This window comes from Kribbella sp. NPDC058245, assembly GCF_042882005.1.
Classification (GTDB): domain Bacteria; phylum Actinomycetota; class Actinomycetes; order Propionibacteriales; family Kribbellaceae; genus Kribbella.
Genome location: NZ_JBHVWY010000012.1, coordinates 188,011 through 205,665, shown reverse-complemented (window position 1 = coordinate 205,665; position 17,655 = coordinate 188,011). Strand labels below are relative to the sequence as shown.

Sequence of the window (17,655 nt, the reverse complement as noted above, 5' to 3'; positions counted from 1 at the left end):
AGCCGTGGAGATCGACTGGGGACTGGGCGAGTACGAGTGGACCGGCACGGACTTGGCCCCGGCCGCTCAGGTCCTCGTGACCGCAGGACAGGTCGACGGACTGGACGTCGTGGACCTCGGCTGTGGGACCGGCAACGTGACACTGCTGGCCGCGGAACGGGGCGCACGCGTCACCGGAGTCGACCCGGCTGCTCGGCTGCGTGAGGTGACCGCGGCTCGGGCGGCCACGAAGGGTCTGAGCGTGACCCTGGTGGACGGGACCGCTGCGGACATTCCGCTTCCCGACGGCTCCGCTGACGTCGTACTGTCGAACTTCGGCGTGATCATGGCCCCGGACCCCCAGGCCGCCGCCGACGAGATCGCGCGGGTCACTGCACCGGACGGGCGCGTGCTGTTCACAGCTTGGCCGCCGAACCCCGCGCTGGACGGCCTGATCGGCATCTCGGCGCGGGCCGTCGTCAAGATCACCGGCGCCCCGCCGATCCTGGCGAAGCCGGTCTGGGATGACGCCGACACGGTCGCAGACCTGTTCGGGCCGCACGGTTTCAAGGTGTCGCTCACGAGGCATCAGCTGACGTTCGTCGTCAGCTCACCGGCCGAGTACTGGAACACCCGGATGCTCCTGCACCCGGTCGGCGCGAAGACCCTGCCGCTCCTCCAAGAGGCCGGCGTGTACGACGCCGTACAGGCTGAGTCGCTGGCGTACCTGGAGCAGCTGATGCCTGAGTTCAGCGTCGACTACGTGCTGATGTCGCTAGAGCGCGTCCAACGCAGCTAGCAGCGGCCGCATCCCTAGCCGTACGGCGGTCTCCCGCGCTGCGGTGATCAGCTCGACCGAAGGCTCCAACCGGGCCAGGTAGTAGCGGCTCCTCGCAGCGAGTGGTTCGTAGCCGGCCAGGTCATTCGCGCGGACCGCCGCCCGCAGATGCTCGACCGCCCGCTCGCGGTCCGGAGCGGTCACCCCGAGGTAGTGCTGCACCGACCCGAGCACGAGTGCGATCCCAGCGCCAGTCGTCACCTGTAGGTCCGCATACGGAGCCAGTACGGCGTACGCGTGGCGGCAACCGTCCGCGTCACCGAGATCGGCAGCAACCCCGCCACGGACCGCCTCGAACAACAGCCGCAGGAAGATCGGCGTCTGCATCTCATCCGGTCTCGGAAGTGCACGGTAGGCGCGCTCGGCCTCCACCACGCGCCCGTGGGCCAGATGCCAGGGTGCCAGGTGAATGAACATGGAGTTGGCCGCCATCAGCTCGCTGATCCCTGGCGGCACTGCGTACTTGGGCTCGAAGGAGTCACCGGTCAGCGTGCTGAGCTGCATCGGATGCTGGAGCCACATTCCCGCCCCGGCCACCTCATCGGAGGGCGCCGAGGCGCGGACGCGCTCGCCCAGCAGACGACCCTCCGCGAACCGACCGGATGCGATGGTCAGGGCAGCCCGGGCCCGAGTGACATTCCAGGTGAACCCTGCATCGCCCAAGCGGGCCAGCACGTTGCCCAGGTGGTCCAGCTCGGTCCACGCTTCCGCAGTCCGGCCCAACTGCACCATCGCGTCGAAGCGCCAGAGCCTGCCCCACGCCGTACCGTCCAGGTCGACAGTGCGTTGCCCTAGCCCGACCATGCGGTCGCCTAGTGTCCGCCGCTCTGCCGCACCTTCCGGAGTGGAGCAGGCGACCTGCCGGGCCCGCAGTGCGAACCGCATGGCATCGTCATCCGCTCGGCCATGGCCAGAGCCTGCGCGCTCAAGTCGAGCAACCGGCTGGACTCGGGGATGAAGATGTCGGTCAGCGCCAGCTGCGCCAGGACCTGTGCCCGCAATGCACTGTCTGCCTCGGGTAACCCTGCAAGCGCTGACTCGCACCAGGACCGGACCAACGGCAGCCAGCGGACATCCGGCGACTCGGGCAGCGCCAGCGCGGCACGTGCCAGTCGGTCGGCATCACCGGCGCGCTGCGCCAGCTCGGCGGCTTCCACACAACGCTCGATGGCCCGGTCCCGCTGACCGCTCAGAAACCAGGCCCGCCCGGCTCCCAGCAGCAAACGCCCACGATCTACCGACGACTCTGCCACCGCGAGCGCCTGCTCGTACCAGGACGCCGCATCCTCAGCAGCAAGGCCCTGTACGGCGACCACCGCCGCAGCCTCGGCAGCAACCAGGGCGGCCGTCGGGTCGCCCAGGGGCAACGCAGCCAGTCGGTGCCGAGCAATGTCGGACAGCCGATCCGGTGTGGTCGCTTCGCGGTACTGCGCGATCCGCAGGTGCAACGCGGCTCGCTCAACCAGCGGCAGGTCGTCCTCCAGCACCTCGCGGAGCAGGTCATGCCGGAACTCGAACGACGCTCCACGCCGTACCAGCACCTGCAGCGCGAGCGCAGCGTCCAACAGACCCAGTACGTCGGCCGCCGGGCGATTGGTGAGCGCACTAGTCGCCGGTATGTCGATCACGCGCCCCACGACTGCCGCCGCACTCAGCATCCGGCGGCAGTCCTCGGTGAGCGAGTGCAGATGCTGCCGGAGCGCGTCCCGGACCGAGCATGCGGCGTTCCAGATCGCGCAGTACCGGTCCGGGGTCGATGCCGAGCTCCTCGGTCAGCAACGTGCGCACCGTGCGCAGCTCAGCCAGAGCGTCCGCCTGCCGACCACTTCGGTAGAGGGCCGTGGCCAACAGTTCCCAGCGCCGCTCGCGATAGGGGGTCGCCGCAACGGCCTCCCGGAGCGCACCGATCGCGGCTGCGGTCTCACCAGCGGTGAGCTGAGCGGCCGCCGACTCCTCGACGGCAACCGCGTGCAGCTCGTCCAGCCGAGCCTGGAGTCCAGCGATCGCGGGTGATCCGTCCAGCTCCAACCACGGCCGGCCACGCCACAACTCGAGAGCCGCCCGATACCGCCGTACGGCGACTGTGGCCTGGCCGGCGCTCAGAGCCGCGGCTGCGTCGTTGACCATGGCAACGAAGCGCACGTGGTCGAACGCCTCTGTCGGCAGGACCAGGTGGTAGCCGTGCTCAGTACGGACGATGTGGTCGCGCCCACTCGGGCCCAGAGCGGTCCGCAGCCGGGAGACCACCACCCGGAGCGCACTGGCGATGTCGGCCGGCTGCTCGGTGCCCCAGACCAGTTCGGCGAGCTCGTCGTCGGCCAGGGGGCGACTGGTGGTGCTGAGTGCGGTGAGCAACCGCCTCGGGACGGCACCGCCGACCTCAACAACCCGCCCGTCGATCTCGACCTCGACGGGTCCCAGCACGCGGCAGAGCACGTCAGCGATCGTAACCACCGGCGGCCCGAAGCGGACCGGGAACGGAATGATCTGCCCGAAAGGGGAGCCTGACCGTGTTGCGGGCTGAACTCACCCGGATCACGACTCAACCTTTCCGCGCCGCCGGCTCATCACCATGGTGACCAAGATGAGAGGTGGGTTACGGGGATGGACCCAGGACGGGACCAGGAGTTCGCCGAGTTCGTGGACGGGCGGTTCACGGCTCTGCAGCGCTTCGGGTATCTGCTGACCGGTGAGTGGCATCTGGCCGAGGACCTGGTGCAGACCGCACTGACCAAGGTGTGGTTCCACCGGCACTCACTGCGCAGCGCCAACGCTCTGGAGAGCTATACCCGGACCGCCATGGTGAACACCAGTACGCAGTGGTGGCGGCGGAAGTGGAAGGGCGAGACCCCGACCGAGATCCTGCCGGAGCCTGCGGGTGAGTCCGAGTACGGCGTTGTCGACGACCGCGATCTCCTGCTCCGGGCGCTGGCCACGCTGCCTCGCCGTACCCGGGCGACTCTGGTACTGCGGTACTTCGAGGACCTCCCGGAGGCGGAGATCGCCCAGATCATGGGCTGCTCGGTCGGCACGGTGAAGTCCAACGTCTCGCGGGGGCTCGCCAAACTTCGTGAACACCAACTCGTGGCCGGCATCACGGCACCCGCTAGAAAGGGCGTCGAGTCATGAACGACCTGCAGACGCTGTTCAAGGACGTGGCCGCCGACCCACCGCCGCCGACCGAGATCCCGAGCCAGGCGGTCTTCGCCCGGGTGCGGAGGGTACGGCGACGCCGGGCCGCGGGAGGCGCCGTACTGGCTACTGCTGCCGTGGCGGCCGTGGTCGCCGTCGCGGGGAACCTCACCAGCACCAACAGCCAGCCGCCGGTGCTCGGGCCGCCGCCGGCGGTGAAGCTGCCGGTAGGGGCCGTGGGCATCGAAATGGTGCCGACCGTCACCGGCAAGGTCGGGAAGATGGCGGTGACCATGCGCGGGACCGTTCGGGTGCCGATGAGTGGTGGTGAGTACCTGCCGACCGACGGCTCGTTCCTGAACATGTCCACCGGGTTCACAGCGAACTGGGGACAGGGCGAGCCAGACGGCGGCGATGGCGGCGCGATCGACTGCACAGCCTCCACGAAGGAGGTCACCGGCGCGACGACGTACCATCTGGACCCGCATGCCTACCCGAAGCCCGGGACCTATACGGTCGCTTTCGCCGTGAGTTTCTGCGGCCCGAACGGGGACGTGGTGACGAGCAAGAAATCGGTGAATCTGGTGATCAAGTGACGGACAAGGCACGGGACCAGGAGTTCGCCGAGTTCGTGGACGGACGGTTCACGGCTCTGCAGCGCTTCGGGTATCTGCTCACCGGTGAGTGGCATCTGGCCGAGGACCTGGTCCAGACCTCGCTGACCAAGGTGTGGTTCCACCGCAACTCGCTGCGCAGCGGGAACGCGTTGGAGAGCTACACCCGGACGGTGATGGTCAACACCAGCACCCAGTGGTGGCGGCGGAAGTGGAAGGGCGAGACCCCGACCGAGATCCTGCCCGAACCCGCCGGCGAGTCCGAGTACGGCGTCGTCGACGACCGCGATCTGCTCCTCCGAGCGCTGGCCACGCTCCCCCGCCGTACCCGGGCGACCTTGGTCCTGCGGTACTTCGAGGACCTGCCCGAGGCCGAGATCGCGATCATCATGGGTTGCTCGATCGGTACCGTGAAGAGCAACGTCTCGCGCGGGCTCGCCCGGCTCCGCGAACATCACTTGGTAGAAGCCATCTCATCGCCGGAACGGAAGGGGGCCGACCATGAGTGACGACCTGCACGCGCGCATGCAGCGCCTGGCCGCCGATCCGCCCCCACCGACCGGAGTGCCGAGCGTGGCCGTCATGAACCGGGTCCGCAAGGTACGGCGCCGCCGGGCGGCGGGAGTCGCCGTACTGGCCACGGCCGCCGTAGCCGCGGTCGTCGCGATCGCGGGCAACCTCAACGACGTCGACAGCCAGCCGCCGGTGCTCGGTCCGCCGACCACGCCTTCGCAGTCGGCCACGCCCTCGCCGTACAGCGTCAAGATCACGCTGAAGCCGGTCGTAAACGGCCGGACCGTCAGCATGACCATCTCTGGCTCGGGGACGGTACTGCTGCCGATCGCCGAGGGTGGGGAACTGCCTGGTCAGAACCTGATGGCGCTCGGGCAGGGTTCGGCGTACACGTGGGGTGACGGCAGCGATCTCTTCAGCTCGTTCAGCGACGGCGCCGAGTGCGCCAAGGCGAAGACGCCGTTCCACGGCACGGGGTCGATTCCGCCGGACACGCACACGTATCCGGCGGCCGGGACCTACACGTACACCTACCGGGCCAGGTTCTGCGGTGTGAAGCCGGACGCCACCGCGAGTGTGCAGGTGACGATCAGCTAGCCACCCCAGTACGGCGGCGGCTAGCCGGTCAGAGCGTCCAGGCGTGGTCGGAGGTGCCGGTGGTCGGCTTTCCGGCCGCCTTCAGGTCGGCCCGCAGGTCACGCGGCAGCGCGAACGTGAGGCTCTCCTCGGCGGTGGTGACCTCCTGGACATCGGCATACCCACGCTCGGCGAGCCAGCGCAGTACGTCGCGGACCAGGATCTCCGGCACGCTCGCACCGCTGCTCAGGCCGACCGACTCGACGCCCTCGAGCCACTTCTCGTCGATCTCGGCCGCGTAGTCGACCAGGTGGCCGTCCTTGGCGCCGTACTCGATCGCGACCTCGACGAGGCGGACCGAGTTCGAGGAGTTCGTGGAGCCGACGACCAGCATCAGGTCGACCTCGGGCGCCATCTTCTTCACCGCGACCTGGCGGTTCTGGGTGGCGTAGCAGATGTCGTCGCTCGGCGGGTCCTGCAGCAGCGGGAACTTCTCGCGCAGCCGCCGGACCGTCTCCATCGTCTCGTCGACCGACAGCGTGGTCTGCGACAGCCAGACGACCTTCTCCGGGTCACGCACAGTGACATTCGGTACGTCGTCCGGTCCGTCCACGATCGTGGTGTGCTCGGGCGCCTCGCCGCTCGTCCCGACGACCTCTTCGTGGCCCTCGTGACCGATCAGCAGGATGTCGAAGTCGGTCGCGGCGAACCGCTTCGCCTCGTGGTGCACCTTCGTCACCAGCGGGCAGGTCGCGTCGATCGTCTTCAGTTGCCGCGCGGCCGCCTCGGCGTGCACCACCGGGGAGACCCCGTGGGCCGAGAAGATGACGGTCTGACCCTCCGGCACCTCGTCGGTCTCGTCGACGAAGATCGCACCCCGGTTGGTCAGGGTCTCCACGACGTACTTGTTGTGGACGATCTCCTTGCGCACGTAGACCGGCGCGCCGTACAGGTCGAGCGCCTTCTCGACCGCCACGACCGCCCGGTCCACGCCGGCGCAGTACCCCCGCGGCGCAGCGAGCAGCACCCGCTTCGTCCGCACGGCGGTCGTCGTACCAGTGTCTTCAGGCTGGGCAGTCACGGTGCCATCGTACGGGGCCTCGGCGAACGTCTCCTGAGCCGTGTGACGTGCGAAACCGCCAGCACGAAGGTGCAGATCGCCACTGCCACCGCCGCATCCCCGAACGAAGTGAGCTCAGGCTTCTCGTCGCCGGTGCCCGGCCTTGTGAGCAGCATCACGGCGATCAACCCCGAAAGTACGGCGATCGCGGCCGGAATCCACGTCGGCACGTGGGGCCGGAAGCTCGCGTAGCCGAGAAGCAGGATCAGCACGGTCATCAGGACCGCACCCATCGCCGCCGGATTGCCCGAGCCGCGACCGGCCATCTCCCACAACGTCCCGAACTCGTCGGCCGGCAGCAGCGGCTGGAACGACAGCACGATGCACATCACGGCCAGTGGCGCGTACCAGCGCGCAAATCCCTCGTTCACGCCCACCAGCATGGGGCCGCCAAGGGTCTCCCATCCTGCGGCTCCGCGCCACCCCGCCCCCGCGGGGCCAGCCACTCATTTCCCTGGTTAGGCACCGACGTTGGGGGTTGTGCACCCTTAACCACAGTGCAGAACCCCCACTACGCGTGCCTAGCCAGCCAAATCGCATCGCGGAGTGTGGCCTCGGTCGGGCTTGGGGGGCGTCGTGCGGTACCAGGGGCCGGGCTCGAACCGGCGACCTCACCCTTATGAGGGGTGCGCGCTCACCGGCTGCGCCACCCTGGCTCGTTGCTCACGGCAACATTCAGTACGTCGAGGAGCCGTCCGCCCTGTCCGGACGGCTCCCCCGGGAGGTGTTCTTCCCCTCAAGAATGCGGCCGATTCACCTTGTCCGCAAAGGGTTTTCCGCCCACCCCTTCAGGACAGCGAAGTCGGCGGCGGTGAGCCCGACGTGCGGCTCCACCCGATGCGCGAGGTGCGCCGGCCCATGGGCGTTGTCCAGGTAGAACCGGTCGTACCGGTTCACTTCGTCATCCACCCAGGCAAACGCCCGATCCGCTGCCCATTCAGCGATGTACGGCGTCTTCCACGACCCGCGCCGGGTCCGGGTCATCGACTCTCGCGGCGGCCAGATGATCACCGGCAGTTCAGGCAGTCCCAGCAACGGCCCGAGCAGCCGGTTCGCTCCGTGCTCCCAGGTCGTCGCCCACACCAACTCGAACGACCCGGCGAGCGTGTTCAGCTCGACGCCGTGCTGCGGGTTGAGCAGCACCACCCACGTCTTCTCCCCCTCCACGATCTCGTGCCGCACATACCCAGGCGGTATCGCCTTGGCCCGATACGGATTCAGGGGCCCATCGACGTCGAGGAGGAGCAGCGGGCGCATGGTTCATCATTCCCGACGCCCGGGGCAGGAGGGCGTGCGGGGTTTTGTCGGTGCGGGGCCGTAGGGTCTGGGGCGTGGCTTTGGAGACCTCGCCGGATGCGCCTGCAGCCGTTCGCACGATTGCGAACGGCATCGCCAGCTGGATCAATCAGCTGGGTGCGGTGTGGGTCGAGGGACAGCTGACGGATGTGTCGATCGGGCGCGGGACGACGACCGTGTTCGGGACGCTGCGCGACACCGACGCGGACATCTCGTTGCGGTTCACGTGTAACCGCCGGGTGTTCGAGGCGGTGGATCCGCCGGTGACGGACGGTTCGCGGGTGGTCGTCAACGCCAAGCCGAACTTCTTCGCCCGCCGCGGCACGCTCGCGCTCGCGGTCAGCGAGATCCGGCATGTCGGGATCGGCGAGCTGCTGGCGCGGATCGAGCGGCTCAAGCAATTACTGGCGGCCGAGGGGCTGTTCGCAGCGCACCGCAAGAAGCGGCTGCCGTTCCTGCCGCACACGATCGGGCTGATCTGCGGACGCGATTCCGCGGCCGAGCGCGACGTACTGGAGAACGCGAAGCGGCGCTGGCCGGCGGTCGCGTTCCGGGTCGAGTATGCGTCGGTCCAAGGCCCGGCCGCGGCCGGTGAGGTCATGCTCGCGCTGCGGAAGCTGGATGCGGACGAGTCCGTCGAGGTGATCGTGATCGCGCGCGGCGGTGGTTCGCTGGAGGACCTGCTGCCGTTCTCCGACGAAGGACTGATCCGAGCGGTCTCCCAAGCCCATACGCCGATCGTCAGCGCGATCGGGCATGAACCCGACTCACCCCTGCTCGACCTGGTCGCGGACCTGCGCGCCTCGACTCCGACTGACGCCGCCAAGCGGATCGTGCCGGATGTCCGCGAGGAGCTCGACGGTGTCCGCCTACTGCGCGACCGCGGTCTGCGCGCGATCACCAGCTGGCTCGACCGCGAGGCGCATGCGTTGGCCGCCATCCGCAGCCGCCCGGCCCTGGCCGCGCCGGTCTCCGGGATCGAGCGCCGCTCCGACGAGATCAACGCCCTGGTCGACCGCAGCCGCCGTACCCTCACGCACCGTCTCGACCGCGCCGCCGACGACATCGCGCACCGCCTGGCCAGCGTCCGGGCCCTGTCCCCCAAAGCGACCCTCGAGCGCGGCTACTCCGTCCTCCAGCTCGCCGACGGCACCGCCGTACGGGAACTGGCGCAAGTAGCGGCGGGCGACGTCCTGCAAGCCCGAGTCACCGACGGCCGATTCGCCGTAGAAGTCCAGCCCGAGGAGAAGAAGTGAGTAGCGAACGACCTGAGATGTCCTACGAGGCGGCCCGCGAGGAGCTCGTCGAGGTCGTCCGCAAACTCGAAGCCGGCGGCACCACCCTCGAAGAGTCCCTGGCCCTCTGGGAGCGCGGCGAGTCCCTCGCCACCACCTGCCAGTCCTGGCTCGAAGGCGCCCGCGAACGCCTGGCCAAAGCCCAAGAAGCCACCGCCGAGAAGTCCAAGTAGGCCGAGCGGTTGCTGGTCCGGGCAGCCTTGGCTGGGGATTTGCTGGGGGCTGCTGAGGCTCGGGTGGCTAGTTGGCGGACGGCGTTTGCCGGGCTCGTTCCGCAGGATTTCCTCGACACGATGGACGCCGGGGCGATCGCGTCGTCGTGGGTGAAGAGCATCGCGGCCGGGCGGTCGCGGATCTACGTCGCGGTCGTCGACGACTGCGTGATCGGATACGCCGGGGTCGGGCCGGAGCGAGATCCACAGGCACCCGCGAACACCGGTGAGCTGTATGCGCTCTTCGTGCACCCGGATCACTGGAGCACCGGGGCTGGACGTGCACTGACGGACGCCGCGTTGGCGGACCTTCGCCGTACCGGCTGCACCGCAGTGTGGTTGTGGGTGCTGGAGGCGAACGCGCGCGGGCGGCGGTTCTACGCGCGCTACGGATTCACGGAGACGATGGACCGGACCCACTCGTCGCTGGGCAACCTGCCGGAGATCAGGTTGTCAGTAGGGTTCTAGCGATCGTTTCCGTGCCGGACTTCAGGCGCGGGAGGTCGAAGCCTCGGTCGCGGAGGGACTGGTGGAGGTCGGCGGCGAGCGGGGCCAGGAGGACGTGGGCGGTGTGGTCGGCGTCGAGGTCGGGGCGGGACTGTTCGACGAGGTGGGCCAGGTGGCGGTGCCAGAGGTTGTAGGAGCCGATGCGGTAGCGGGCGCCGTCGGAGGCGTTCTCGCTGTCCATGAAGAGCTCGACGTGACGGTCGAGCAAGTCCAGGTACGACGTCAGGAACGCGGCGACGCGGTCGACCGCGGGAGCGCCCGGGCCTAGCGGCGGGGGGCCGGTCAGGATCTTGGCCTGGAGCTCTTGCTCGCGTTCATCCAGGAGCGCGACCGCCAGACCAGCGCGGTCACCGAAGCGGCGGAAGACGGTGCCCTTGCCGACGCCGGCCTCGGCGGCGATCGCGTCGACCGAGACGTTCTTGACGCCGTGCTCGGTGAACAACCGCTCGGCCGCCTCCAGGACCCGGAGCCGGTTGCGCCGGGCATCGGCGCGTTCGGGGCGCGGGGTCCCGACGACCGGCAGCTCCCGTTGTGAACCGGACTGCGGTCCGCTACTGTCGTTCATAAGACGGACTGTAGTCCGCTAGAGCCTCTGGAGGAAGCATGAGCATGACGTCCGCCCGGATCGCGATCGCGTACCACTCGGGATATGGGCACACCGCGAAACAAGCCGAGGCAGTCGCGGCCGGCGCGCTCTCAGTACCAGGCGCCACCGCGGAGCTGGTCGCACTCGACGAGCTGACCGACGACGTGTGGGCCAGCCTCGCCGCGGCTGATGCGATCGTGTTCGGCGCCCCGACGTACATGGGTAGTCCGAGTGCGGTCTTCAAGGCGTTCGCCGAGGCGAGCTCGAAGGTGTGGGGCGCGAACCTCGGCTGGCGGGACAAGATCGCGGCTGGATTCACGAACTCGAAGGCGATGTCCGGTGACAAGCTGAACAGCCTGGTCGACATCGCGGTGTTCGCGGCGCAGCACGGGATGATCTGGGTCGGCCTGGACATCTATCCCGGCTGGAGCGAGAGCACCGCGAGCATCGAGGACCTGAACCGGCTGGGCAGCTGGCTCGGCGCGATGGCGCAGTCCGATGCGGATCTCTCCGCCGAGAAGGCACCCCCGGCGACCGACCTGCGCACGGCCCACGCCCTCGGCGCGCGCGTCGCGACCATCACCCAGCGCCACCTGCGCGGAGCCCTGGCGGCCTGATGGCGTGGCTCGTACTCCTCGCGGCGGCCGCGTTCGAGATCGCCTTCGCGCTCAGCATGAAACCCAGCGAAGGTTTCACCCGCCTCTGGCCGACTCTCGGCGTCCTCGTCTTCGGCATCACCTCGGTCTACCTGCTCGGCCGAACCCTCGACCGCCTCCCGATCGGTACCGCCTACGCCATCTGGACCGGCCTCGGCTCCGTCGGCGTGGTCACCCTCGGCATTGTCCTCTTCCACGAGCAGGTCACCCCGGCTCGCCTCGCCTGCATAGCCCTCATCGTCGCCGGCGTCATCGGCCTCCGCCTCGCCGGCGCCGAGTAAAGCGGACGCCCATCACCCACCAACTCTCCCTCCACCCCACCCCGCACGCTCAGCTCGGCGCCCAAAACCCGCCCCAACCGAAGTTGGACGGTGATGGCGGTCCGCCCGGGGGTCAGTGGGTGGTGCGGCGTCGGCGGCGGGGGTGGGTGGGGAGGGGGATGTGAGGCGCCGGGTCTTCGAGGGCGCCGGGGGCGAAGGGGCCGGGGCTGGGAGTGTGGCCGGAGACGGTACGGCGGTAGTCGTCCCAGGTGCGGATCCGGGGCGGAAGGTTGCCGATGGCATCTACTTGGGTGATCGGGTGCTGGTCGGTGAGGTGCCAGAGGTCGTCGTCGGAGCGCAGTTGACCGAGGTCACCGAAGACTTCGCGGGCGCACCAGACCGGGTGGCCGGGGCCGTCGTCGTAGTGGCTGATCCCGAGCGGCGTCGCGGGGCCGGCGACCTCGGCGACGAGCGACCAGACCGTCGCCGACGTGATGCCGGGCTGGTCGCCGAGCAGGACGACGACTCCGTCGGTACGGCGGTCAACCGCGTCGAGGGCGGGCACGATCGACGAACTCCCCGTGTCGGCGTGCGGTGAATCGACCACGCGCACGCCGTCCAGATCTACATGATCGCGCACCTGTGAGGACCCGCTCCCGAGCGTGACGATCAGCTGGTCGAACCCACACTCCCGAGCGGTTTCCAGCGTGGAACCGAGCAGCGGCTCACCGTGATAGGCCAGCAACTGCCACGGTACGCCGAGGTGTGGGGAACTCTCGGCGGCCAGCAGCAACCCCGTGACGAACATGGGCGGATCAACTGCGCAACCGGGGAACGGCGGGCACGACAGGGCTCCTTCTCGCTGTCCCCGAGTGGCAAGCCGAAGCTTCGATGGAACCCCGGTCCCGGCGACCGTGTCAACGCGCGTCCGGAGACTGGTCAGTACGCAATCACTTCAGCGACGAAGCAAACGCTTCGAGGGCCGGGTAGCCGGCGTTCCCAGTGACGATCGTGGTGACGCCGGAACCGACCAGTACCAAGGCGTTCTCGTCCTTGCGATCGAGCAGCACCTTGCGCTGCCACGTGACGCCACCGACTGTCGCCGTACCGTCGTCGGAGGTTCGGCCGAGCTCGTCGGACTGGTACTTGGCGCCGGTCACGTTGGACTGTTCGAGCCCCACGTACTTCTTCGCGTCCGTGACCACACCGAGGTGCCACGTCATCGGCGCCTGCTCGGCTGCCTTGAACTCGACACTGGTCGCCTGCCAGCCACCCGGCATCGGCGACGGACCGCGGACCCAGGGTGCGACCTTGCGGGCGTCTTCCAGCTGGGCGCTGTACTCGACCGCGCGGACCTTCTCCTCCTTCGGCCGCCAGGTGACGATCATCAGGAACGCGACCACGATGAAGCACGCCAGCAGCGCCCAGACCATGTTCGGCAGCGTGCGCGCCTTCGCCCGGTCTTTCGTGTTCTGCTCGCGGTAGGCGATCGCCTCCGCCCGCGCCCGGGCCTTCTCCCGCGCCGCCGCCTCATCCTGATCAGTCGAACTCATGACACGAGTGTCGCATCCGGCCGGAGATGCCCTGGCCGAGGTCCTGGCTGAGAGGTCCGATCACCGGGTTGGCTACGATCCGTTGACATGACGGACCCGACCTTGCCCCCCGCCCACCTGGAGGTCGAGGCGCATGCGCCTGACCGCAACCTCGCGCTCGAGCTGGTCCGGGTCACCGAGGCGGCCGCGATGGCGGCCGGCCGCTGGGTCGGTCGCGGCGACAAGAACGGTGCCGACGGCGCGGCGGTGAACGCGATGCGCACCCTGATCGGCACGGTCGGGATGAACGGCGTGGTGGTGATCGGCGAGGGCGAGAAGGACAACGCCCCGATGCTCTACAACGGTGAGCACGTCGGCTCCGGCGAGGGTCCCGAGTGTGACGTCGCGGTCGACCCGGTCGACGGTACGACGCTGGTCGCGAAGGGCATGAACAACGGCATCGCCGTGATGGCGGTCTCGCCGCGCAACTCGATGTACGACCCGTCCGCGGTCTTCTACATGGAGAAACTCGTGGTCGGTCCGGAGGCGGCCGACGTGGTCGACATCCGGCTCCCGGTCGCGGAGAACATCCGCCGGGTCGCGAAGGCGAAGGGCTCCACGGTCGACGACGTCACCGTCGTACTGCTGGACCGGCCGCGGCACGACGAGCTGGCCACGCAGATCCGGGCGACCGGTGCGCGGATCAAGTTCATCAGCGACGGTGACGTGGCCGGTGCGCTCGAGGCGGCCCGGCCGGACACCGGCCTGGACATGCTGCTCGGCATCGGCGGTACGCCGGAGGGCATCATCGCCGCCTGCGCGATGAAGTGCCTCGGCGGCAAGATCCAGGGCCGGCTCTGGCCGACGGACGACGACGAGCGGCAGAAGGCGATCGACGCGGGGCACGACCTCGACCGCGTCCTCGACACCGACGACCTGGTCAGCGGCGACGACTGCTTCTTCGTCGCGACCGGCATCACCGACGGCGAGCTCCTCCGCGGCGTCCGCTACGGCCGCTCGACCGCGCGCACGCACTCGCTGGTGATGCGCTCGCGCAGCGGCACCATCCGCAGCATCGAGAGCGTTCACCAACTGGAGAAGCTCCGCGCCTACTCCGCCATCGACTTCGAGCACGCCCGATGAGTGCACCTACCCTAGTCATCGGCGAGGCACTGGTCGACATCGTCAGCACCGGTCCGAAGACCACCCGCAACGGCAACGGGAAGCCCAAGGCGACGCCTGGCGGTTCCCCGGCGAACGTGGCGGTCGGGCTCGCGCGACTCGGCGTACCGACTGAGCTGGTGACGCGCTTCGGGACCGACCCGTACGGCGATCAACTCGGAGCGCACCTCTTTGGGAACGGCGTCCAGCTCGCACCGGGCTCGGTGGACCCGGCCTTCCGGACCAGTACGGCGACCGCAACGCTCGACGCGGCCGGAGTCGCGTCGTACCAGTTCGACATCACCTGGGAACCGCCGTCGCTCTCGCTGTCGCGGGGTTGTCCCGCAGTGCACACCGGGTCGATCGCGACGGTCCTCGAACCGGGGGCTTCGGCGATTCGGGACTTCCTGAAGTCGTTGGTGGATCAGCCGGTCACGGTGACGCTCGACCCGAATGCGCGACCGACGATCACTCCGGATCCGGTCGCCACGTGGGCCGCCGTACGGGAGTTGGCTGCGCTGTCGGATCTGGTGAAGCTGAGTGACGAGGACTGCGAGTTCCTGCAGCCCGGGCAGTCGCCCGAGTCGATCGCGGTCGACCTGCTGAGCGCGCCGCGAACGCAGTGTGTCGTGATCACTCGCGGCGGCGAAGGTGCGCTCGGGATCAGCCGGGACGGGCGGATCGACGTGACCGCGCCGAAGATCGATGTCGTCGACACCGTCGGTGCGGGCGACTCGTTCATGGCTGCACTCATTGCTGGGCTGAATTCGCAGGGCCTGCTGGGCGAGACCCGGTTGGCCGGGTTGACGTCGGAGAGCCTCGAGAGCGTGGTCGACTACGCGGTCAAGGCCGCCGCGATCACCTGCACCCGGCACGGCGCCGACCCGCCGACCGCGGCCGAGCACGCGGCGACCTGGGGTGCCTGATGCCTCCGGCTGACGCTTGGAACACTCAGCTGGAGGAAGACGGCCGCGTGGTGTTCCCACCGCGCCGCGGCCGTGTCTTGCTCCGGCTGATCGCGTTCGGCGCGCTGATGCTGCTCGCGTCGACCAATCTTGACCATCACGGATCTGGAGGCACCCTTGGCCCACTGCGTGTCACGGCCCTGGCCGCCTTCGTCTACGGGACCAGTCTGTCGGCGTACCAGCTGATCAAGAAGCGCCCGCTCGTCATCGTCGACGGCACGGGCGTCACCCGTGTCACCTTCGATGGCCGCACCCTGACCTGGTCCGACATCGCGGCGATCGGCCAACCCACCGGCTTGCCCGGCGCCCGCACGATCCAGATCCACCCCGTCGACCGCCGTACCAGGCCGTTGCGGATCTCGCTCGACAATGTCGAGGAGCTGGACGCGTTCGCGCACTGGTTGCGGTCAGTCCAGACGCGTTACCTGGCTTAGCTTTCGGCGGCGTCCGACGACCCAGCCCACCCCGCTGATCAGGCCGAGCCCACCGAGACTGCCGGCGGCGATCCGCAGGAACTTCGCGTCCCCGCGGCTGGAGCCTTGGTTGGCCTCGGCGAATTCGTAGAACGCGGCTGGTCCACGGACGAACATCCAGCTCAGGACCCGGCGCATGGAATCTAGTGTGCCCCTTCCTGCACTACAGTTGCGCTTCCTGGGGAGGGGATGGGGTGCATGACGAAGACCATGGGTGAAGCCTCGGCGGAGGTGTGGACAGCCGAGTACGGGCGGACCAGTCGAGTCGAGTTCACGCGCCGGACTGCGCCGTACCAGCGGGAGATGTTCATCCTGCAAGGGCTGACGGCCGTACTCCTGCTGTTGATCGTCGTCGTAGTACCCGACGACAGCGACGTTTGGGTGTTGCTGATCCTGGTCATGCTGGCCGCCTTCGGGCGTAGCGTCTGGGCGGCCGCGCAGCTCGTCGGCAATCGGCTCCTGCTGCTCGTCGACGCCAACGGCATCCGGTACGGCGGCACTCGGCTGGAGTGGACCCAGATCGGCGCCATCGGCATCCCGCACCAGAAGACGCTCGAGATCATCCCCGTGACCGGAAAGCCGTTGACCATCAGGCATTGGGCCGTGCGCGACATGACCGCACTCTCGGGCTGGCTCGAGGGCGTCCTTCACCAGCACCGGGGAGTGTCTGATGCCGACCATGGGTGAGCTGACGGCTGCTGATTGGACCGCGGAGTTCGAGCGCAACGGGCGCGTGGTGTTCCCGCTGCGGCGTCGGCCGTATCTGCTCCGCGGGGTTGTCATCCTGCTCGTGTTCGGGCCGAGCCGGGTGTTGAACCTGATCGAGATCGCGGACCAGAGCGATTATCGCCGGGTGGCGACGGTGATCGGTGCGACCTTCCTGCTGCTCCTCATCGGCCTCGGAACCTGGCAGCTGATCACGCGCCGGCCGATCCTGGTCGTCGACACCGAGGGCATCCACTACGGACGCAAGTTCATGGGATGGGACGCCGTCGGCACCGCCGGGATCCCCAGGGGACCGGGGTTCTTCCGCGTCCTGCCGGTGCTTCCCGCGAACGTCTGGGCCAAGGAGCTGCAGATCCATCGGGACAACGTCCACGACCTCAGCGCCTTCTCCGACTGGCTCAACAGCCTTCGCCCCGCCTATAAGGAGTCTCGTGGCGACAACGCCTAGTTTGATGGGCGAGGTCGGCCCCGAGCAGTGGGACGCCGAGTACCGCCGTACCGGCCGGGTGGTCTTCCGGCCGCGCCGCCGAGCCCTGCTCAGCCGACGGGTGCTGCTCTCGTGGGCGGTGACGATCGTGCCGGCGATCGGAACCTTCGACGAATGGGACACCCGCGGGACCTGGTTCTACATCCGGGTCGTCGGCATCCTGTTCCTGCTCGGCGTGGCGGTCGCGGAAACCACCCGGATCCTCCGCGGACAGCCCCTGCTCCTCGTCGACACCACCGGCATCCGCCTCGGCAAGGCCTACGTCCAGTGGTCCTCGATCGCCACCATCGGCACCCCGGTCAAGTCATTCTGGTCCGACCACATCCCGGTCCACCTGACCGCCGAGGACGCCGACGACCTCGACATCCCCCGCGAGATCGTCGACGACCTGCCAGCCTTCGCCGCCTGGCTCACCCACCTCCACACCGAACACCCCTAAGCCGCCGAGTGCCCTTCATCGAAGCGGACGACCAGCCGGGCCTCGAATGCCTGCGCGATCCGCTCGAGCAGAACGAGGGTGGGGACCGTACCGCCGGCTTCGAACCGGGCGAGCGCGGACTGCGTCATCCCCGCCGCCTCGGCGAGCCTCGTCTGCGTCCAGCCGCGGTCTTCCCGCATCTTCCGCACAGCCGCGCCCAACTCGAACGCTCGCCGCGCAGCGTCATACGCCTCGCCGGCCCCCGGCTCCCCCATCCGTCGCCCACGCACCTCATCCCAACCCGTCACG

Annotated in this window: 27 protein-coding genes and 1 tRNA gene; 16 read left to right on the top strand and 12 right to left on the bottom strand. The window is 68.8% G+C overall.

All coding sequences use genetic code 11. The annotated features are described in order from the left end of the window. The first annotated feature begins 4 nt into the window (after positions 1-4). Positions 5-778, top strand: coding sequence for a class I SAM-dependent methyltransferase (locus ACFVWG_RS27130; RefSeq protein ID WP_391546230.1), 774 nt, complete (start codon positions 5-7; stop codon positions 776-778). Here the strand turns inward: ACFVWG_RS27130 and ACFVWG_RS27125 are convergent. From ACFVWG_RS27125 to ACFVWG_RS27115, 3 genes are read right to left on the bottom strand one after another with little or no spacing between them, the layout of a single operon-like run. Continuing rightward, positions 755-1,702: a hypothetical protein gene (locus ACFVWG_RS27125; protein ID WP_391546229.1), complete on the bottom strand. Its 948-nt coding sequence runs from the start codon at positions 1,700-1,702 to the stop codon at positions 755-757. The genes ACFVWG_RS27130 and ACFVWG_RS27125 overlap by 24 nt on opposite strands. Continuing rightward, complete coding sequence (locus ACFVWG_RS27120) at positions 1,630-2,445, bottom strand: hypothetical protein (protein WP_391546228.1); 816 nt, start codon at positions 2,443-2,445, stop codon at positions 1,630-1,632. Before ACFVWG_RS27120 ends, ACFVWG_RS27125 begins: the two co-directional genes overlap by 73 nt. Further along, complete coding sequence (locus ACFVWG_RS27115) at positions 2,423-3,253, bottom strand: BTAD domain-containing putative transcriptional regulator (RefSeq protein ID WP_391546227.1); 831 nt, start codon at positions 3,251-3,253, stop codon at positions 2,423-2,425. Before ACFVWG_RS27115 ends, ACFVWG_RS27120 begins: the two co-directional genes overlap by 23 nt. 168 nt (positions 3,254-3,421) lie before the next feature. Between ACFVWG_RS27115 and ACFVWG_RS27110 the strand changes: the two genes are divergently transcribed. From ACFVWG_RS27110 to ACFVWG_RS27095, 4 genes are read left to right on the top strand one after another with little or no spacing between them, the layout of a single operon-like run. After that, positions 3,422-3,946 carry a SigE family RNA polymerase sigma factor gene (locus ACFVWG_RS27110; RefSeq protein WP_391546226.1) on the top strand — a complete coding sequence of 175 codons (525 nt, stop codon included), beginning with the start codon at positions 3,422-3,424 and terminating at the stop codon, positions 3,944-3,946. Beyond that, positions 3,943-4,545 carry a hypothetical protein gene (locus tag ACFVWG_RS27105; protein ID WP_391546225.1) on the top strand — a complete coding sequence of 201 codons (603 nt, stop codon included), beginning with the start codon at positions 3,943-3,945 and terminating at the stop codon, positions 4,543-4,545. The genes ACFVWG_RS27110 and ACFVWG_RS27105 overlap by 4 nt, the downstream gene beginning before the upstream one ends. Then, the gene (locus ACFVWG_RS27100; RefSeq protein ID WP_391546224.1) at positions 4,542-5,072 is read left to right on the top strand and encodes a SigE family RNA polymerase sigma factor; all 531 of its coding nucleotides are present in this window, start codon (positions 4,542-4,544) and stop codon (positions 5,070-5,072) included. The genes ACFVWG_RS27105 and ACFVWG_RS27100 overlap by 4 nt, the downstream gene beginning before the upstream one ends. Continuing rightward, entirely contained in the window at positions 5,065-5,673 is a 609-nt protein-coding gene (locus ACFVWG_RS27095) for a hypothetical protein (protein ID WP_391546223.1), read from the top strand. Before ACFVWG_RS27100 ends, ACFVWG_RS27095 begins: the two co-directional genes overlap by 8 nt. A 28-nt stretch (positions 5,674-5,701) precedes the next feature. Here ACFVWG_RS27095 and ACFVWG_RS27090 read toward each other — a convergent pair whose 3' ends face one another. The 4 genes from ACFVWG_RS27090 to ACFVWG_RS27075 all read right to left on the bottom strand — a co-directional run bounded on the left by ACFVWG_RS27090 (position 5,702) and on the right by ACFVWG_RS27075 (position 8,029). Beyond that, positions 5,702-6,733: a 4-hydroxy-3-methylbut-2-enyl diphosphate reductase gene (locus ACFVWG_RS27090; RefSeq protein WP_391546222.1), complete on the bottom strand. Its 1,032-nt coding sequence runs from the start codon at positions 6,731-6,733 to the stop codon at positions 5,702-5,704. After that, the gene (locus ACFVWG_RS27085; RefSeq protein ID WP_391546221.1) at positions 6,730-7,143 is read right to left on the bottom strand and encodes a hypothetical protein; all 414 of its coding nucleotides are present in this window, start codon (positions 7,141-7,143) and stop codon (positions 6,730-6,732) included. The genes ACFVWG_RS27090 and ACFVWG_RS27085 overlap by 4 nt, the downstream gene beginning before the upstream one ends. A 211-nt stretch (positions 7,144-7,354) precedes the next feature. Next, positions 7,355-7,428: transfer RNA gene (locus ACFVWG_RS27080), tRNA-Met, on the bottom strand. A gap of 97 nt (positions 7,429-7,525) precedes the next feature. Next, positions 7,526-8,029, bottom strand: coding sequence for an HAD domain-containing protein (locus ACFVWG_RS27075; protein WP_391546220.1), 504 nt, complete (start codon positions 8,027-8,029; stop codon positions 7,526-7,528). Between the two features lie 74 nt (positions 8,030-8,103). Here ACFVWG_RS27075 and xseA point away from each other — a divergent pair, with 74 nt between their 5' ends. The 3 genes from xseA (at position 8,104) to ACFVWG_RS27060 (ending at position 10,043) form a co-directional block, all read left to right on the top strand. Further along, entirely contained in the window at positions 8,104-9,324 is a 1,221-nt protein-coding gene (gene xseA / locus ACFVWG_RS27070; RefSeq protein WP_391546219.1) for an exodeoxyribonuclease VII large subunit, read from the top strand. Between the two features lie 17 nt (positions 9,325-9,341). Beyond that, positions 9,342-9,536 (top strand): exodeoxyribonuclease VII small subunit, encoded by a 195-nt coding sequence (locus tag ACFVWG_RS27065; RefSeq protein ID WP_391546337.1) that lies wholly within the window; start codon positions 9,342-9,344, stop codon positions 9,534-9,536. 63 nt (positions 9,537-9,599) lie between these two features. Beyond that, positions 9,600-10,043, top strand: a complete 444-nt coding sequence (locus ACFVWG_RS27060; protein ID WP_391546218.1) for a GNAT family N-acetyltransferase — start codon at positions 9,600-9,602, stop codon at positions 10,041-10,043. On the opposite strand, the gene ACFVWG_RS27055 is transcribed toward ACFVWG_RS27060, so the two are convergent. Then, positions 10,021-10,647, bottom strand: coding sequence for a TetR/AcrR family transcriptional regulator (locus ACFVWG_RS27055; RefSeq protein ID WP_391546217.1), 627 nt, complete (start codon positions 10,645-10,647; stop codon positions 10,021-10,023). The two genes, ACFVWG_RS27060 and ACFVWG_RS27055, sit on opposite strands and share 23 nt — an antisense overlap. Positions 10,648-10,685: 38 nt before the next feature. On the opposite strand from ACFVWG_RS27055, the gene ACFVWG_RS27050 reads away from it, so the two are divergent. Beyond that, positions 10,686-11,285 (top strand): flavodoxin family protein, encoded by a 600-nt coding sequence (locus tag ACFVWG_RS27050; RefSeq protein WP_391546216.1) that lies wholly within the window; start codon positions 10,686-10,688, stop codon positions 11,283-11,285. Then, on the top strand, positions 11,285-11,605 hold the full coding sequence (locus ACFVWG_RS27045) for a DMT family transporter (protein ID WP_391546215.1): 321 nt from the start codon (positions 11,285-11,287) through the stop codon (positions 11,603-11,605). Before ACFVWG_RS27050 ends, ACFVWG_RS27045 begins: the two co-directional genes overlap by 1 nt. 112 nt (positions 11,606-11,717) lie before the next feature. Here the strand turns inward: ACFVWG_RS27045 and ACFVWG_RS27040 are convergent, their stop codons facing one another. Beyond that, positions 11,718-12,392, bottom strand: coding sequence for an NTP transferase domain-containing protein (locus tag ACFVWG_RS27040; protein ID WP_391546214.1), 675 nt, complete (start codon positions 12,390-12,392; stop codon positions 11,718-11,720). Positions 12,393-12,534: 142 nt separating this feature from the next. Further along, positions 12,535-13,137, bottom strand: a complete 603-nt coding sequence (locus tag ACFVWG_RS27035) for a DUF4245 domain-containing protein (protein WP_391546213.1) — start codon at positions 13,135-13,137, stop codon at positions 12,535-12,537. A gap of 87 nt (positions 13,138-13,224) precedes the next feature. On the opposite strand from ACFVWG_RS27035, the gene glpX reads away from it, so the two are divergent. From glpX to ACFVWG_RS27020, 3 genes are read left to right on the top strand one after another with little or no spacing between them, the layout of a single operon-like run. After that, positions 13,225-14,259: a class II fructose-bisphosphatase gene (gene glpX, locus ACFVWG_RS27030; protein ID WP_391546212.1), complete on the top strand. Its 1,035-nt coding sequence runs from the start codon at positions 13,225-13,227 to the stop codon at positions 14,257-14,259. After that, positions 14,256-15,203, top strand: coding sequence for a carbohydrate kinase (locus tag ACFVWG_RS27025; protein WP_391546211.1), 948 nt, complete (start codon positions 14,256-14,258; stop codon positions 15,201-15,203). The genes glpX and ACFVWG_RS27025 overlap by 4 nt, the downstream gene beginning before the upstream one ends. Beyond that, complete coding sequence (locus ACFVWG_RS27020; protein ID WP_391546210.1) at positions 15,203-15,676, top strand: hypothetical protein; 474 nt, start codon at positions 15,203-15,205, stop codon at positions 15,674-15,676. Before ACFVWG_RS27025 ends, ACFVWG_RS27020 begins: the two co-directional genes overlap by 1 nt. Here the strand turns inward: ACFVWG_RS27020 and ACFVWG_RS27015 are convergent. Further along, positions 15,650-15,853 (bottom strand): hypothetical protein, encoded by a 204-nt coding sequence (locus tag ACFVWG_RS27015; protein ID WP_391546209.1) that lies wholly within the window; start codon positions 15,851-15,853, stop codon positions 15,650-15,652. The genes ACFVWG_RS27020 and ACFVWG_RS27015 overlap by 27 nt on opposite strands. 60 nt (positions 15,854-15,913) lie before the next feature. On the opposite strand from ACFVWG_RS27015, the gene ACFVWG_RS27010 reads away from it, so the two are divergent. The 3 genes from ACFVWG_RS27010 to ACFVWG_RS27000 are packed head-to-tail and all read left to right on the top strand — an operon-like array spanning position 15,914 to position 17,367. Beyond that, entirely contained in the window at positions 15,914-16,402 is a 489-nt protein-coding gene (locus ACFVWG_RS27010) for a hypothetical protein (protein WP_391546208.1), read from the top strand. Next, positions 16,386-16,889, top strand: coding sequence for a hypothetical protein (locus tag ACFVWG_RS27005; protein ID WP_391546207.1), 504 nt, complete (start codon positions 16,386-16,388; stop codon positions 16,887-16,889). Before ACFVWG_RS27010 ends, ACFVWG_RS27005 begins: the two co-directional genes overlap by 17 nt. Continuing rightward, positions 16,873-17,367, top strand: a complete 495-nt coding sequence (locus ACFVWG_RS27000; RefSeq protein WP_391546206.1) for a hypothetical protein — start codon at positions 16,873-16,875, stop codon at positions 17,365-17,367. Before ACFVWG_RS27005 ends, ACFVWG_RS27000 begins: the two co-directional genes overlap by 17 nt. On the opposite strand, the gene ACFVWG_RS26995 is transcribed toward ACFVWG_RS27000, so the two are convergent. Further along, positions 17,364-17,654, bottom strand: a complete 291-nt coding sequence (locus ACFVWG_RS26995; protein WP_391546205.1) for a helix-turn-helix domain-containing protein — start codon at positions 17,652-17,654, stop codon at positions 17,364-17,366. The two genes, ACFVWG_RS27000 and ACFVWG_RS26995, sit on opposite strands and share 4 nt — an antisense overlap. Position 17,655 lies beyond the last annotated feature (1 nt).

Bases quoted from the DNA above. Each gene is read 5' to 3' on its own strand.
- ACFVWG_RS27110 (WP_391546226.1), top strand. From the start codon at position 3,422: ATGGACCCAGGACGGGACCAGGAGTTCGCCGAGTTCGTGGACGGGCGG.
- ACFVWG_RS27095 (WP_391546223.1), top strand. From the start codon at position 5,065: ATGAGTGACGACCTGCACGCGCGCATGCAGCGCCTGGCCGCCGATCCG.
- ACFVWG_RS27105 (WP_391546225.1), top strand. From the start codon at position 3,943: ATGAACGACCTGCAGACGCTGTTCAAGGACGTGGCCGCCGACCCACCG.
- ACFVWG_RS27015 (WP_391546209.1), bottom strand. From the start codon at position 15,853: ATGCGCCGGGTCCTGAGCTGGATGTTCGTCCGTGGACCAGCCGCGTTC.
- ACFVWG_RS27045 (WP_391546215.1), top strand. From the start codon at position 11,285: ATGGCGTGGCTCGTACTCCTCGCGGCGGCCGCGTTCGAGATCGCCTTC.
- ACFVWG_RS27005 (WP_391546207.1), top strand. From the start codon at position 16,386: ATGCCGACCATGGGTGAGCTGACGGCTGCTGATTGGACCGCGGAGTTC.
- ACFVWG_RS27075 (WP_391546220.1), bottom strand. From the start codon at position 8,029: ATGCGCCCGCTGCTCCTCCTCGACGTCGATGGGCCCCTGAATCCGTAT.
- ACFVWG_RS27055 (WP_391546217.1), bottom strand. From the start codon at position 10,647: ATGAACGACAGTAGCGGACCGCAGTCCGGTTCACAACGGGAGCTGCCG.
- ACFVWG_RS27025 (WP_391546211.1), top strand. From the start codon at position 14,256: ATGAGTGCACCTACCCTAGTCATCGGCGAGGCACTGGTCGACATCGTC.
- ACFVWG_RS27040 (WP_391546214.1), bottom strand. From the start codon at position 12,392: ATGTTCGTCACGGGGTTGCTGCTGGCCGCCGAGAGTTCCCCACACCTC.
- ACFVWG_RS27125 (WP_391546229.1), bottom strand. From the start codon at position 1,702: ATGCGGTTCGCACTGCGGGCCCGGCAGGTCGCCTGCTCCACTCCGGAA.
- ACFVWG_RS27020 (WP_391546210.1), top strand. From the start codon at position 15,203: ATGCCTCCGGCTGACGCTTGGAACACTCAGCTGGAGGAAGACGGCCGC.
- glpX (WP_391546212.1), top strand. From the start codon at position 13,225: ATGACGGACCCGACCTTGCCCCCCGCCCACCTGGAGGTCGAGGCGCAT.
- ACFVWG_RS27050 (WP_391546216.1), top strand. From the start codon at position 10,686: ATGAGCATGACGTCCGCCCGGATCGCGATCGCGTACCACTCGGGATAT.
- ACFVWG_RS27010 (WP_391546208.1), top strand. From the start codon at position 15,914: ATGACGAAGACCATGGGTGAAGCCTCGGCGGAGGTGTGGACAGCCGAG.
- ACFVWG_RS27065 (WP_391546337.1), top strand. From the start codon at position 9,342: ATGTCCTACGAGGCGGCCCGCGAGGAGCTCGTCGAGGTCGTCCGCAAA.
- ACFVWG_RS27035 (WP_391546213.1), bottom strand. From the start codon at position 13,137: ATGAGTTCGACTGATCAGGATGAGGCGGCGGCGCGGGAGAAGGCCCGG.